We start from the raw sequence: 13,877 nt of genomic DNA on the forward strand, positions 1-13,877 counted from the left end.
CGCGACATGGCCGACAGGAATTCCCCCGATGACAAGCCTCAGCCCGACGGTTCGGAGATGGGCTGGCGAGCTCTGGGATATCTCTTGTCCGGCATCATCTTCTGGGGTGGTGTCGGCTATCTCGTCGACCTGTGGCTCGGACTGCCCAAAGTCGGGCTCCTGGTAGGGATGCTTGTCGGTGCTGCAGCAGGTATGTTCCTGCTGATCAAGCAGATGTCGCCGTAATTGACCGACACTGACTGAGAGGCGTGACTCGGTGACCGACTCAGCCAAGGTGCTGGCCGCTGAAGAGAGCCACTTCCCTCCCGGGATCGGGAGCTTCGACTTCCGTGACTGGTTCACGGGTCTGAGCGACACTGCGCTCGCCAACATGTTCACGACGATCACCTTCGCGGTGTGGCTCACCGTCGCCGTTCTCGTCGCGTTCTTCCTCTGGGCCTACCGCAAGCCGCGGATCGTCCCCACCAAGCGGCAGTGGATGGCCGAGTCCGCCTACGGCTTCATCCGCGACACGGTCGCCATCGACCTGCTCGGCAAGAAAGTCGGCGTGCGCTTCGCGCCCTATCTGGCGACGCTGTTCTTCTTCATCCTGATCATGAACTTCTGGGCGATCGTCCCGGGCATCCAGATCTCCCCGAACGCGCACATCGCATTCCCCGCGACACTCGGCATCATCTCCTGGATGGTCTACAACTACGTGGGCATCCGGAAGCACGGCTTCGTCGGCTACATGAAGCAGACCTGCGTCCCGCCGGGCGCGCCGTGGTTCATCTACCCGCTGCTGATCCCGATCGAGTTCCTGCAGAACCTCATCCTGCGCCCGGTCACGCTCGCCCTGCGTCTGTTCGCGAACATGTTCGCCGGCCACCTCATCCTGCTGGTGTTCATCCTCGGCGGATTCGAGCTGCTGAACTCCGGCAACGTCTTCATCCAGGGGCTGTCGGTCTTCTCCTTCGCCATGGGCATCGCCATGACCTTCTTCGAGCTGATCGTCATCCTCCTGCAGGCCTACGTCTTCACGCTGCTGACCGGCATGTACATCCAGGGATCCCTCGCGGACGAGCACTGAGCGCCCGCTCGGAACGGGCGTCCGCCCCAACAAGGTTTCGAATTGAAAAAATCGTGCGCGTGACGGACACGCCACGCTGACACCTAGGAGAAAAACGCCATGGAAGGCACTCTCAACGTCGTCGGTTACGGCCTCGCTGCGATCGGCCCCGGTATCGGTGTTGCCCTGATCTTCGCCGCGTGGATCACCGCCACCGCCCGCCAGCCCGAGTCGGCCGGCATCACCCGCCCGATGCTGTTCATGGGCTTCGCCCTGGTCGAGGTGCTGGCGCTGTTCGGCCTGGTCCTCGCCTTCGCCCTCTCTTAATCGACAAACGGAGCGATCATGATTCACGCCGCCGAAGGAGGGGCCGGGATCCTCATCCCGGTCTGGCAAGAGATCGTCGTAGGTGCGATCGCCTTCGGTCTGCTGTGCTTCGTGCTGATGAAGTTCGTCTTCCCGCGTATGGAGAAGACCTTCGAAGCACGAGTAGACGCGATCGAAGGAGGGATCGAGCGGGCTGAGCGGGCTCAGGAAGAGGCCAATCAGACGCTCGAGGAGTACCGCCGCAAGCTCGCCACCGCCCAGGAAGAGGCCGCGGCCATCCGCGACGAGGCCCGCGCCGACGCGGTCGCCTCGAAGGAGGAGATCCTCGTCTCCGCCCGTGAGGAGGCCAACCGCATCATCGCGGCCGGCCACGCGCAGGTCGAGGCCTCGCGCCAGCAGCTCGTCCGCGAGCTGCGCAGCGAGGTCGGCAACCTGGCCGTGGACCTGGCCGGCAAGATCATCGCGCAGCGACTGGACGAGGACGCCGCCACCGAGGCGACCGTCGACCAGTTCCTCGCCGAGATGAGCGATGACGCGGCCAGCGAAGCGAGCGGAGCGCGCTGATGTCGACGACTGGACGCGAAAGCATCGAGGCCGGCCGTGCCACCCTGGAGGCGTTCGCCTCCGGGGCCACGGCCGAGCAGCTCACCGAGTGCGGCGATCAGCTGCTGGACGTGACGCGGTTCCTCGTCGACCAGCCTCGGCTGCGTCGCGCCCTGTCCGACCCCGCCCGTGAGGCGGACGACCGGGAGGGCCTGGTCCGGCGACTGCTCGCCGACCAGGTCGGCGAGGCCGCGGCCGACGTCGTGGCCACGCTGGTGCGAGGCCGCTGGGGCAGCCCGGCCGAGCTCGTCGACGGCTGCGAGAGGCTCGCCGTGGAGGCGCTGCTCGGAGCCGGAGCGAAGGAAGGCACCCTGCCCGAGATCGAGGACCAGCTGTTCCGCTTCGGGCGCCTGGTTGACGGCGACGCCGAACTGTCGTCAGTATTGGACTCGTCCGGGTCCGACTCCAAAGGTCGGGCGATCCTGGTCGAGCGCCTGCTCGACGGCAAAGCCGAGCCGGTGACGGTCAAGCTCGCAGCCGCCGCCTGCTACGGCATCGGCGGTCGCGGCTTCCACGCGTCGCTGGAGCACCTCGTCGAGGCCGCCGCGGCGGCCCGCGACGAGGCGGTGGCTTACATCACCGTGGCGAAGCCCCTGGACGAGTCCGGCGAACGCAAGCTCGCCGCCAAGCTCAGTCTCGTATACGGCCGCCCGGTCGGCGTCAAGATCACCGTCGACCCGGCGATCGTCGGGGGCATCCGGGTGCAGGTCGGCTCCGACCTGTGGGACGGCACCGTCTCCCGGCGCCTCGACGAAGCCCGCCAAGCCTTGGCCGGACGCTGAGATCCAGCCGGTAACCATAGAAAGGGAAACGTTCAGATGGCTGAATTGACCATCTCCTCTGATGAGATCCGTAGCGCGCTTGACGACTACGTCTCGTCCTACCGGCCGGACGTCTCGCGCGAAGAGGTCGGAACCGTCACCAGCGCCGGCGACGGCATCGCCTTCGTCGAGGGACTGCCCTCGGCCATGGCCAACGAGCTCCTCGAGTTCGAAGGCGGCGTGATGGGCCTGGCCCTGAACCTCGACGTCCGCGAGATCGGCGTCGTCCTCCTGGGCGACCCGGTCAAGGTCGCCGAGGGCCAGACGGTCAAGCGGACCGGCAAGGTCCTGTCCGTGCCGGTCGGCGACAAGTTCCTCGGCCGTGTCGTGGACGCCCTGGGCGCCCCGATCGACGACCTGGGCGACATCGAGGCCGAGACCGAGCGCGAGCTCGAACTGCAGGCCCCGAACGTCATGAGCCGCCAGCCGGTGACCGAGCCGGTCGAGACCGGCATCAAGGCCATCGACTCGATGACCGCCATCGGCCGCGGCCAGCGCCAGCTCATCATCGGCGACCGCAAGACCGGCAAGACCCAGGTCTGCATCGACACGATCATCAACCAGCGCGCCAACTGGGAGTCGGGCGACCCGAAGAAGCAGCTGCGCTGCATCTACGTGGCGATCGGCCAGAAGGGCTCGACCGTCGCCGGCGTCAAGGCGATGCTCGAGGCCCACGGCGCGATGGAGTACACCACCATCGTCGCGGCCAACGCCGACGAGCCCGCCGGCCTGAAGTACCTGGCCCCCTACACCGGTTCGGCCATCGGCCAGCACTGGATGTACCAGGGCAAGCACGTGCTCATCGTCTTCGACGACCTGTCGAAGCAGGCCGAGGCCTACCGGACCGTGTCGCTGCTGCTGCGCCGTCCCCCGGGCCGCGAGGCCTTCCCCGGTGACGTGTTCTACCTGCACTCCCGTTTGCTGGAGCGCTGCGCGAAGCTGTCCGACGAGCTCGGCGGCGGGTCCCTGACGGGTCTGCCGATCATCGAGACCAAGGCCGGCGACATCTCGCAGTTCATCCCGACCAACGTCATCTCCATCACCGACGGCCAGGTCTTCCTCGAAGAGGGCCTGTTCAACTCGGGCGTCCGTCCGGCCATCAACGTCGGTACGTCGGTGTCCCGTGTCGGTGGCGCGGCCCAGCCGAAGGGCATGCGCTCGGTGGCCGGTTCGCTGCGACTCGACCTGGCCCAGTACCGCGAGCTGGAGGCCTTCTCGGCCTTCGCCTCGGACCTGGACGCGGCCTCCCGGGCCCAGCTCGAGCGCGGCCTGCGCATGGTCGAACTGCTCAAGCAGGGCGTGGCCGAGCCGCTCCCGATGGGCGAGGAGACCATCTCCATCTGGGCGGGCGTCTCCGGCGGGATCGACGACATCCCCGTGGGCGAGGTCCGGCGCTTCGAATCCGAGTTCCTCTCCTACATGCGGTCCAACCACGCCGACGTCATCGCGACCCTCGGCGAGGGCAAGACCAAGGTCGAGGGCGACATCGAGCAGACCCTCAAGAGCGCCATCGCCAAGTTCAAGCAGATGTTCAAGGCCTCGTCCGACGACGTCAACGTGAACGAGGAGCCCGAGGAAGCGCTCGAGGGCGAAGTCGACGTCGAGACCGTCAAACGCGTCAAGAAGGGTTAGCCATGTCAGCGCAGCTTCGAGTGCTGCGGCAGCGGCTCAAGTCGACCCAGTCCATCAAGAAGATCACCAAGGCGATGGAACTGGTGGCCACGAGCCGCATCGCCAAGGCGCAGGAACGGGTGGAGGCGTCACTGCCGTACGCCCGCGCGATGACCGGGGTCATGACGTCGCTGGCGTCCAACGCCTCGATCGACCACCCGCTGCTCAAGCCGCGCGAGCAGGTGCGGCGGGCGGGCGTGCTGCTGGTGACTTCGGACAAGGGCATGTGCGGGGCGTACAACGCCAACGTGATCAAGACCGCCGAGCAGCTGCTGACCCGCTTGTCCGAGGAGGGCAAGGTGCCGGTGCTGTACATCGCCGGCCGCAAGGGCGTGGCCTACTACCAGTTCCGCGACCGCCCGATCGAGCAGTCGTGGACGGGGTTCTCCGAGCAGCCGAAGGTCTCGGACGCCCAGGAGATCACCAGGACGCTGCTGTCGGCGTTCATGTCGGGAGCCGACGACGAGGGCGAGCACCCGGGAGAAGACGGTATCCTCGGAGTGGACGAACTGCACATTGTCCACACCCGGTTCGTCTCGCTGCTGACGCAGTCCCCCGAACCGCGGCAGCTGGCTCCCCTCGAGGTCGAGGAAGTGGAGGAGCACGAGCTCGACGAGCACGTGCTGCTCCCCGACTACGACTTCGAGCCGAACCCGGAGGCGCTGCTCGACGCGCTGCTGCCGAAGTACCTGACGACTCGCATCTACGCGGCGCTCATCGACGCGGCGGCCAGCGAGTCGGCGTCCAGGCGTCGAGCCATGAAGGCCGCCACCGACAATGCCGAAGAGATGATCAAGACCCTGCGGCGGAGCGCGAACGCGGCGCGGCAGGCGGCGATCACGCAGGAGATCAGCGAAATCGTGGGCGGGGCCAGTGCCCTTTCCGCCGCAGGAAGAGAGTGACGATGACTGACACTGATGGAGTGGGGCGCGTCGTACGGGTCATCGGGCCGGTCGTCGACGTCGAGTTCCCGCGCAACGCCATGCCCGAGATCTACAACGCGCTGCACGTCGACATCGACTACGGCGGCGAAACGCAGACCCTGACCATGGAGGTGGCCCAGCACCTGGGCGACAACCAGGTCCGCGCGATCTGCATGGCGCCCACCGACGGCCTGATCCGCGGCACCGAGGTGCGCGACACCGGCTCGCAGATCAAGGTCCCGGTCGGCGACGGCATCAAGGGCAAGGTCTTCAACGTCCTCGGTGACTGCCTCAACCTCAAGGAGGGCGAGGAGCTCCAGGCCGACGACCACTGGGAGATCCACCGGCACGCGCCCGCGTTCGCCGAGCTGGAGCCGAAGACGGAGATGCTGGAGACCGGCATCAAGGTCATCGACCTGCTCGCGCCGTACGTGAAGGGCGGCAAGATCGGCCTGTTCGGCGGCGCCGGTGTGGGCAAGACGGTGCTCATCCAGGAGATGATCATCCGCGTGGCCCACAACTTCGGCGGTTCGTCGGTGTTCGCCGGCGTCGGCGAGCGCACCCGTGAGGGCAACGACCTCATCCTCGAGATGGACGAGGCCGACGTGCTCGACAAGACCTCGCTGGTCTACGGCCAGATGGACGAGCCGCCGGGCGTGCGTCTGCGCGTGGCCCTGTCGGCGCTGACGATGGCCGAGTACTTCCGGGACGTCAAGAACCAGGAAGTGCTGCTGTTCATCGACAACATCTTCCGGTTCACCCAGGCCGGCTCCGAGGTCTCGGCCCTGCTGGGCCGCATGCCCTCGGCGGTCGGTTACCAGCCGACCCTCGCCGACGAGATGGGCGAGCTGCAGGAGCGGATCACCTCGCTCCGCGGCAAGGCCATCACCTCGATGCAGGCGGTCTACGTCCCCGCGGACGACTACACCGACCCGGCGCCGTTCACCGCGTTCACCCACCTGGACGCGACGACGAACCTGGAGCGGAAGATCTCCGACAAGGGCATCTACCCGGCGGTCGACCCGCTGGCGTCGAACTCCCGCATCCTCGAGCCCGAGGTGGTCGGCAGCGAGCACTACGCCGTGGCCGGACAGGTGAAGCAGATCCTGCAGAAGTACAACGAGCTGCAGGACATCATCGCGATCCTCGGTATGGACGAGCTGTCGGAAGAGGACAAGCTGACGGTGGGCCGGGCCCGCCGGATCGAGCGGTTCCTGTCGCAGAACACCTACGCGGCCAAGCAGTTCACCGGCGTCGAAGGTTCCTTCGTGCCGGTCAAGGAGACCGTCGAGGCCTTCAAGAAGATCGCCGAAGGGGAGTACGACCACTTCCCCGAGCAGGCCTTCTTCATGTGCGGCGGCCTGGACGACCTTCACCGGAACGAAGAAGAGCTCCGCAAGAAGTCCTAGGACCGGCTAACGCCGAACCGCGGCCCCCGGACCACCGGTCCGGGGGCCGCGGTGATTCTCGAACGGTGGTGCGTCGGGACGACCGGCTGCTCCACCGGCAAGATGTGGTATCTGGGTTGTCTGGGATGAAATTGATTCCTTAGCATGTTTGGGACGTTTTCGCCGGTACGCCGACAGTTATCTCATAGAGCTCCCGCATCTAACGCCCTCCTCGCCCATGCGGCGCCGCCATGTGTGCGATTATCGCTACATGAAGCTTGAGCAGGAATGGTCGGCTGTCGGCGAGCGGGTCAGGCGAGCCAGAGTGGCAGAGGGCCTGTCGTAGCAGGAGCTCGCACAGCGGATAGGCCTGGACGACCGGACCGTCGTCTCCAAGATCGAGCGGGGCGAGCGCCGTATCGACGGGATGGAGCTCGCGAGGCTGTCCAGAGTTCTGCGCATGCCCCTCAATCAGTTCCTAGAGGACCCACCTCAGGTGATATCTCGCCGCAGCGGACTCGTCGCGGAAGAGACCACCCGCGGGGAACGCGCGGCGTTCAGAGTACAGACTGCACTCGTGTCCTGGCTCGACGATGTTCGCCACCTGTGTGAGGTGAGGGTGCTCCGAATGCCGAAGCTGGTCACCTACTCGGCCGGATCCGTGGACTCGCCGTCAGCGGCTCGCGACGCCGCCATGTGGCTTCGTCGCCAGCTCAGGATGGGAGCCGGGCCGACCGGAAGCTTGATGTCTATTGCCGAACGGATTGGAGTGCTGTACTCGGTAGTGGATCTTGACGGCGACGGAGCGAGTGTTATCAACGGTGATTACGCGGTCTCGGTCGTCAACCTAGGACAGGACTTCGGAAGACGCCGGTCAACCGCCGCCCATGAACTCGGCCATGTCTTTCTGGGAGACGAGTACTCCAGTGATATAGCCGTGCACACCGCCAAGGACGAGAAAGAGGCCCTGATCGACGCGTTCGCCTCGGAGTTCCTCCTTCCGTCTAGGGTGCTCACTCGTAAGGCCGAGCCGTTGAAGCGGAGTGATCTGGTAGGCATCGCCGCCGGTTACCAGGTCTCCTGGAGCCTGGCGATCCGACAGGCCGAACTGGCCGGGGCCGTGGACGAGGCGCAGGCGAAGGAATGGGGCGGATGTCGCCCGACACATGCTGAATTCATGGACTCGCTCGGTTGGGTGCCGCAGCCCGACCTTGAGAAGCTGCGCGTGAGCCCATTGGTGGCACATGCAGTGTTGCAGGCTTATGAGGGCGGATATATCACTTCCAGTCGCGCGGTCGAAATGATGCGGGGCCAGATCGCAGGCCCGGGCGATCTTCCCGCCGTGGACGAGGAGCTCGATCTGCAGTGGTAGATGCGGATGACCTGTCGTTGGTGTTCGATGCGGCAGTCAAGAGTCGGCCCTTATCGGCGATGACCGGGCCGGGGTATCGGCTCTGGTCATCCTCATGCGATTGGGACTCGAGGTCGTCCGTGCGGGTGAGTCGTGGCCGCAGTCGGCCCAGCGTCCCCGTTCACCTGCAGTTTCCCTGCTAATCTCTGGCGATGCGCGACGCCAATGAGCACCCGGGCGGGCACGACCGGGTCGAACCGTTCCCGCCGGGCACGAGCGTCATTCACGTCGGCCCGCACAAGACCGGGACCACGGCGGTCCAAGCGGCTCTCCACGCCGCCCGCGACCGTCTCGCCGAGCACGGCGTTCGGCTGCCGAGCCCCAAGCGGAACCCCGTCGACGAGGTCGGCGAAGGCGTCGCGCCGGCACCCCGCGACCCGGCCCGCCCCACGTGGAGCGGCCTGGCCGCGGCCTTCGCCCGAGACGACGGCACCGAGACGAAGGTCGTCAGCAGCGAGTACTTCGCCGACGCCGACGCGGAGGCCGCCGGGCGGGTCGTGGAGGACCTCGGCGCCGAGCGGGCGCACGTGGTGGTCACGCTGCGGCCCCTGACCAAGATCCTTCCCTCCCAGTGGCAGCAGCACGTCCAGAGCGGGATGTCCACCAAGTACGAGGACTGGCTGACCGAGCTGCTGAAGGACGACCCCGACGATCGGGCCGCCAGAGTGTTCTGGCACCGCCACCGACACGACCGGTTCGTCCGGCGCTGGGCCGACGCGGCCGGGCCCGAAAGGGTCACCGTCCTGGTCGTCGACGACTCCAGGCCCGATCGCCTGCTGCGCGACTTCGAGGCGATGCTCGGCGTCCCCGAGCGGACGCTCGTCGCGGCCGACAACGCCGCCAACCGGTCCCTGACCGCCGGCGAGATCGAGGCGGTCAGGCTCTGCGCCGAAGCTCGGCTGCGCCGCGGCTGGAGCCTTGAGTTCTTCCGCAGATACGTGCGATACGGCGCGGTCCCGCGCATCAAGACCGGCCGCCGGCCCCTCCCGGGCGAGGCCCGGATCGCGACCCCGGAGTGGGCTCGAATGCGGGCCGCGGAGATCGGCGCGTCCATCGCCGAAGGCGTCGCCGCCTCCGGTGTCCGCGTCATCGGCGACCTCGAGCTGCTCCGCGGCGAGGTCGAGGCGGAGCCGCCCGGCGGCCTCCACCTCGACCCGGCGTTGACCGCCGCGGCGATCCTCGGCTGCATGACGGTGGCGCTGAAGGAGCGTGAGGCCGCGTCCGCGGACATCCCGGTGCAGCGGCAGCGGGGCGGATCGCTGTTCGCGGCCGTCGGCCGCAGGGCCCGCGCCAGGTTCTCCCGCGGCGGCTGAGATCGGCGGCAGTCGGTCCAGACCCACATCGAGCGATCCGAAGGAACCATGTCCAGCACTGCCACGACACCGAAAGCGGCCCCGCCCTCACCGAGGCACGCGGCTCCGCCGGCGGAGCCGGCGAAGCCGAAGGCCGCCTTCCGGCCCGACATCGAAGGCCTGCGCGCCATCGCGGTCGGACTCGTCGTCCTCGGACACGCCGGCTTCCCGCTGCTCGAAGGCGGCTACATCGGCGTCGACGTCTTCTTCGTCATCTCCGGTTTCCTCATCACCTCGCTGCTGCTCCGGGAGCTGACGAACACCGGCCGCATCTCCGTGGCGGGGTTCTACGCCCGCCGCGCCACCCGGCTGCTGCCGATGGCGGCCCTGGTCACCGTCGCGACCCTGGTGGCCTCATGGCTGTGGCTGGCGCCCACTCGATTCGCCGCGGTCGTCGGCGACGCACTGGCGAGCTCGGTGTACTTCGTCAACTACCGCCTGGCCGCCGAGGGCACCGAGTACCTCAACGCCGACGCGCCGCCCTCGCCGTTCCAGCACTACTGGTCGCTGGCGGTCGAAGAGCAGTTCTACCTGGTCTGGCCGCTGCTCCTGCTGGCGGTGGCCCTGCTGCTGCGCCGCCGCCCCGAGCTGATCCGCGACGGTCTCACCGTGCTGCTCGTCGCGATCGTCGGCGGGACGTTCGCCACCTCGGCAGTGCTCTCCGAGGCCGACCCGGTGTGGTCCTACTTCGGACTGCACACGCGCGGATGGGAACTGGCGATCGGTGCCCTCGCGGCCGTCGGCGCGGCCGGACTGACGCGACTGCCGAACCTGCCGGCGGCGCTGCTGATGTGGGGCGGGCTGGCCGCGATCGTGTGGTCGGCCTTCGCCTACGACGAGAGCACCGTCTTTCCCGGCACCGCCGCGGCCGTGCCGGTCCTCGGCGCCGCCGCGGTCATCGCGGGCGGCTGCGCCGCGCCGCGGCTGGGCGCCGGGGGACTGCTGGGCACGCCGCCGTTCCAGGTCCTCGGCAGGTACTCCTACGGCCTGTACCTGTGGCACTGGCCGATCCTCCTGATCGGCCCGGCCGCCCTCGGGGTCGATCCGACGATCCGGATGAACCTCGTGCTCGTGGCGGCGGCGCTCGGGTTGACCGCGGTCACCCACGAGGCGGTCGAGAACCCGGTGCGGTTCGCGTCGTTCTTCAAGGGCCGCGCCTGGCGCGGGGTCGGCCTCGGCGCGGCGCTGACGGGCGTGTCGGCCGCCGCGGCGTTCGCCGCCGGCGCCTTCTTCGCACCGCAGGTCGCCGGCGACGGGGAGCCGGTCGAGGCCACTGCGGTCGACAGCGTCGCCGAGCTGAACGCCATGGTCGCCCAGAGTGTCGCCTACGAGGGGACGCCGTCGAACCTGGTCCCCAATCTGCTGGAGGCGACCGGCGACCTGCCGGCGATCTACGACGACGGCTGCCACACCGACATCCGGGTCGTCCAGTTCAAGGACTGCGTATTCGGCGAGGAGGGAAGCGACACGAAGGTCGTCCTGTTCGGCGACTCGCACGCCGCCTCGTGGTTCCCGGCGCTGGAGCGGCTGTCGGAGGAGCGCGGATGGGAGCTCCGTCCGCTCACCAAGAGCGCCTGCTCGGCGCCGACGATCATCAAGAGCAACTCGGTGATCGGCGGACGCTACTACGAGTGCGAGGAGTGGCGCGAACTGGTCCTCGACCACATCGTCGAACTGCGTCCCGACCTGGTGGTGGTCGGCTCGAGCGAGAAGGTCGAGCCGATCGTGGAGGACGGCGGCGATCCCGACCGGGCCTGGCTCGACGGGTGGAGGACCACCCTGGAGCGCCTCCAGGCGAGCGGGGCGCAGATCGTGCTGCCCTCGAATCCGCCGGAGTTCGGCGAGGACCCCCCGGAGTGCGTCTCGACGCATGTGCAGGACCCGTCGGTGTGCGGCGGACCGCCGGATTCGGTGATCCGCAACGCCGATCGGGAGCGCCGGGTCTTGGAGCAGGCAGAGGAGCTGGGCGTCCACACGATCGACGTCGCCGACTGGTTCTGCGCCGACGGCTTCTGCCCGGTGATCGTGGGGAACATGCTCGCCTTCCGTGACTCCCACCACATCAACGCGACCTATTCGGAGTTCCTCGCCCCGGTTCTGGCCTCCCGATTGCCGGAAGTCTAGTCGTAGTCGCCGCCATCGTCATCGTCCGAAGGCCCGCCGGCCCGTGGCCGGCCGTCGACGCACGAGACGTCGTACTCCTCCTCGCCCGCGCCCTCGACCTCGCCGGCCGGGCAGGCGAGGTCGTCGCAAAACGGCGGCTGCTGACCGACGTGTGGGACTTGCCTTTCGGCGGTGCCGACAAGACCGTGGACGTCCACCTCAACACCGCACGGCCGCGGCCTCAGATGCCGCGGCCTCGGCGGTGCAGCGCCGACATGACCGTCGGGATGCCGACGACGCCGGCGGCGGCGGCCGCGGCGACCGCCGCGCGAGGCTCGCCCGGGTTCGCGCGCGTGGCCTTCACCGCCCAGCGCAGGGCCTCCCGGCGGTCGCCGACGGCGGCGTGCCAGCAGGCGATCTGCCCGTAGACGCGGGCGGCGCCCTCGGGGCTGCCGTGGATCTCCGGGTGCCGGTGCAGGATCCAGCGCAGCGAGGAGATCTTGGTGTCCCAACGGGTCTCGAAGTGCGATCCGGCCCAGTTGATCAGCGCGTAGGGGGTGTCGACGTGCGCGATGGGACGCCGCCGGGCCGCCCGCAGCAGCATGTCCCAGTCCTCGTTCTGGCTGCCCGGCGCGTCCTCGGCGACCAGTCCGAGGCCTCCCATGAGGGCCGAGCGGCGGAACAGGAACGTCGAGGAGTGGAGCATCATCATCCGCGACCGCAGCAGGTCGGCGTGCCGCACCGTCGCCCGGCCCGCCAGTCGCGGGTTGCGGCGTCCCCGGTAGTCGACCTCGATCGCGGCGGTGCACATCTCGGCCTCGGTGCCGAGCGCGGCGACTTGGGCGACGAGTTTGCCGTGGAGCCATTCGTCGTCGTCGTCGAGGAAGGCGATGAGGTCGGTCTCCAGCGCGGCGATGCCGGTGTTGCGCGCCCCGGCCAGGCCGGGGGTGCGCCGGTTCTTCATCACCCGCACCGGGCGCTCGTCCACGACCTCGCCGGCGGCGTCGCGTATCGGCGCCCGCTCGGCGAGCGCCTCGTCGGGCTTGGCGCGGTCGAAGACGACCGCCACCTCGAGCCTGCCGGGGTAGAACTGGCCCACGACCGAACGGATCGCCTCGCGGACCTGCCGGGGCCGGTCGTGGGTCGGAATCACCACTCCGACCGATGGCCAGTCGCTCATTCGCCGCCTCCTCGCGCGTTCACCGCTCCGCAGGCCTCGCCGTCCGCCGGCTCGGCCCCGGGAGCGGGCTCGTCGTCTTCGTTCAGGTAGCCGTAGCGGCCCAGCAGCGGCCGGGTCAGCGTGGCGACCATCCGGCGGGTGCCTTCGGGCATGTCCTCGGACCACGCCTCGTCGGACCTGATGGGGATGCGGCCCACGGTGAAGCGCATCGGATTGCCCGCCGCCGAGTGGCTCGGTCCGAGGTCGGCCCAGTCCTCGCCGATGAAGTTCAGGTCGGACTCGGCCAGGTCGAGGTCGCAGAAGCGCGCCAGTGAGGCGATGACCTTGCGGGGGCGCTGGATGATCCGCTCGTAGCGCACCCGCCGCACCGGGACGCCGCGGCGCGCCAGCAGGCTGAACGCCGCGTTCTGCGCGTTCCACAGCATCGCGGCCTTGGCGGGGGAGTAGCGCGTCATCTGGTCGCCCGACTGCGACTCGGGCCGGCGCACCTGCTTGGTCCACGAATAAGCCACGCCCCGCGAGTCGCGCACCACGTGCAGCACCCGCAGGTCGATGTCGGGCGACCAGCGCAGGCAGTAGGCCAGCGACGCGTGCTTGGAGGAGTCGACCACGACGCGGGCGTTCGTGTCGGCCGCGGCGGCCCGGTAGACCCGCTCGAAATAGGAGACGTACTCCCGGATCAACTGGTGCTGTTCGGGGGCGAGCTTCTTGGCGGCCAGCGCCGGGATGTGCCTGGTCCTGTCAACGGTGGATTTGAGCGCGGACAGCCGCTCGACGTCGACGCTCTCCCAGGAACCGAAGGCGGCCTTGCCGATACGCTGCCAGAACTCGCAGTAGGAGAACGTCGCCCCGCAGGCGCACATCTCGTTGCCGACCAGGTCCCGCTCCCACAGGTGCGTGATCTCGCCCAGCGGCATCACGCCGGGCAGCTGCCCGAGCAGACGCTCCAGAAGCGTCGTGCCGCTGCGACCCAGTCCTCCGATGAACACCACCCGGACGGGGTCGTCGGACTGCTCGGCCGTGTCGGCGATCTTGACGCTCACTGATACC

13 protein-coding genes and 1 pseudogene are annotated in these 13,877 nt (G+C 68.4%); 12 read left to right on the plus strand and 2 right to left on the minus strand.

Annotated elements, in window-relative coordinates; all coding sequences use genetic code 11:
* Nucleotides 1–6: 6 nt before the first annotated feature.
* The 12 genes and pseudogenes from ACYVL2_RS04345 to ACYVL2_RS04400 form a co-directional block, all read left to right on the plus strand.
* The gene (locus ACYVL2_RS04345) at nucleotides 7–225 is read left to right on the plus strand and encodes an AtpZ/AtpI family protein (RefSeq protein WP_460540550.1); all 219 of its coding nucleotides are present in this window, start codon (nucleotides 7–9) and stop codon (nucleotides 223–225) included.
* Between the two features lie 31 nt (nucleotides 226–256).
* Nucleotides 257–1,069 carry a F0F1 ATP synthase subunit A gene (gene atpB / locus ACYVL2_RS04350; protein WP_460540552.1) on the plus strand — a complete coding sequence of 271 codons (813 nt, stop codon included), beginning with the start codon at nucleotides 257–259 and terminating at the stop codon, nucleotides 1,067–1,069.
* 99 nt (nucleotides 1,070–1,168) lie between these two features.
* Nucleotides 1,169–1,375, plus strand: coding sequence for an ATP synthase subunit c family protein (locus tag ACYVL2_RS04355; RefSeq protein ID WP_091030826.1), 207 nt, complete (start codon nucleotides 1,169–1,171; stop codon nucleotides 1,373–1,375).
* A 15-nt stretch (nucleotides 1,376–1,390) separates the two neighbouring features.
* Nucleotides 1,391–1,939, plus strand: coding sequence for a F0F1 ATP synthase subunit B (locus tag ACYVL2_RS04360; protein ID WP_460540751.1), 549 nt, complete (start codon nucleotides 1,391–1,393; stop codon nucleotides 1,937–1,939).
* Nucleotides 1,936–2,760 carry a F0F1 ATP synthase subunit delta gene (locus ACYVL2_RS04365; protein WP_460540753.1) on the plus strand — a complete coding sequence of 275 codons (825 nt, stop codon included), beginning with the start codon at nucleotides 1,936–1,938 and terminating at the stop codon, nucleotides 2,758–2,760. Before ACYVL2_RS04360 ends, ACYVL2_RS04365 begins: the two co-directional genes overlap by 4 nt.
* 36 nt (nucleotides 2,761–2,796) lie before the next feature.
* Entirely contained in the window at nucleotides 2,797–4,431 is a 1,635-nt protein-coding gene (gene atpA / locus ACYVL2_RS04370; RefSeq protein ID WP_460540554.1) for a F0F1 ATP synthase subunit alpha, read from the plus strand.
* A 2-nt stretch (nucleotides 4,432–4,433) separates the two neighbouring features.
* Nucleotides 4,434–5,372, plus strand: coding sequence for a F0F1 ATP synthase subunit gamma (locus ACYVL2_RS04375; protein ID WP_460540556.1), 939 nt, complete (start codon nucleotides 4,434–4,436; stop codon nucleotides 5,370–5,372).
* 2 nt (nucleotides 5,373–5,374) lie between these two features.
* On the plus strand, nucleotides 5,375–6,802 hold the full coding sequence (gene atpD / locus ACYVL2_RS04380) for a F0F1 ATP synthase subunit beta (RefSeq protein ID WP_460540558.1): 1,428 nt from the start codon (nucleotides 5,375–5,377) through the stop codon (nucleotides 6,800–6,802).
* A gap of 607 nt (nucleotides 6,803–7,409) precedes the next feature.
* Complete coding sequence (locus ACYVL2_RS04385) at nucleotides 7,410–8,153, plus strand: ImmA/IrrE family metallo-endopeptidase (protein WP_460540560.1); 744 nt, start codon at nucleotides 7,410–7,412, stop codon at nucleotides 8,151–8,153.
* A gap of 191 nt (nucleotides 8,154–8,344) precedes the next feature.
* A complete protein-coding gene (locus ACYVL2_RS04390) occupies nucleotides 8,345–9,505 on the plus strand; it encodes a hypothetical protein (RefSeq protein ID WP_460540562.1) in 1,161 nt (386 codons plus the stop codon).
* 48 nt (nucleotides 9,506–9,553) lie between these two features.
* A complete protein-coding gene (locus ACYVL2_RS04395) occupies nucleotides 9,554–11,668 on the plus strand; it encodes an acyltransferase family protein (RefSeq protein ID WP_460540564.1) in 2,115 nt (704 codons plus the stop codon).
* Nucleotides 11,669–11,766: 98 nt separating this feature from the next.
* Nucleotides 11,767–11,880 (plus strand): annotated as a pseudogene (locus ACYVL2_RS04400) (winged helix-turn-helix domain-containing protein); the annotation flags it as partial.
* 8 nt (nucleotides 11,881–11,888) lie between these two features.
* Here ACYVL2_RS04400 and ACYVL2_RS04405 read toward each other — a convergent pair.
* Entirely contained in the window at nucleotides 11,889–12,827 is a 939-nt protein-coding gene (locus tag ACYVL2_RS04405; RefSeq protein ID WP_460540566.1) for a glycosyltransferase family 2 protein, read from the minus strand.
* Nucleotides 12,824–13,870 carry a sulfotransferase family protein gene (locus tag ACYVL2_RS04410; RefSeq protein WP_460540568.1) on the minus strand — a complete coding sequence of 349 codons (1,047 nt, stop codon included), beginning with the start codon at nucleotides 13,868–13,870 and terminating at the stop codon, nucleotides 12,824–12,826. Before ACYVL2_RS04410 ends, ACYVL2_RS04405 begins: the two co-directional genes overlap by 4 nt.
* Nucleotides 13,871–13,877 lie beyond the last annotated feature (7 nt).

The organism is Glycomyces halotolerans (assembly GCF_054779575.1).

Excerpts from the sequence above, each read along its gene's own strand:
- ACYVL2_RS04345 (WP_460540550.1), top strand. The coding sequence starts at position 7 with ATGGCCGACAGGAATTCCCCCGATGACAAGCCTCAGCCCGACGGTTCG.
- ACYVL2_RS04355 (WP_091030826.1), top strand. The coding sequence starts at position 1,169 with ATGGAAGGCACTCTCAACGTCGTCGGTTACGGCCTCGCTGCGATCGGC.
- atpA (WP_460540554.1), top strand. The coding sequence starts at position 2,797 with ATGGCTGAATTGACCATCTCCTCTGATGAGATCCGTAGCGCGCTTGAC.
- ACYVL2_RS04375 (WP_460540556.1), top strand. The coding sequence starts at position 4,434 with ATGTCAGCGCAGCTTCGAGTGCTGCGGCAGCGGCTCAAGTCGACCCAG.
- atpD (WP_460540558.1), top strand. The coding sequence starts at position 5,375 with ATGACTGACACTGATGGAGTGGGGCGCGTCGTACGGGTCATCGGGCCG.
- ACYVL2_RS04385 (WP_460540560.1), top strand. The coding sequence starts at position 7,410 with ATGCCGAAGCTGGTCACCTACTCGGCCGGATCCGTGGACTCGCCGTCA.
- ACYVL2_RS04390 (WP_460540562.1), top strand. The coding sequence starts at position 8,345 with ATGCGCGACGCCAATGAGCACCCGGGCGGGCACGACCGGGTCGAACCG.
- ACYVL2_RS04395 (WP_460540564.1), top strand. The coding sequence starts at position 9,554 with ATGTCCAGCACTGCCACGACACCGAAAGCGGCCCCGCCCTCACCGAGG.
- ACYVL2_RS04405 (WP_460540566.1), bottom strand. The coding sequence starts at position 12,827 with ATGAGCGACTGGCCATCGGTCGGAGTGGTGATTCCGACCCACGACCGG.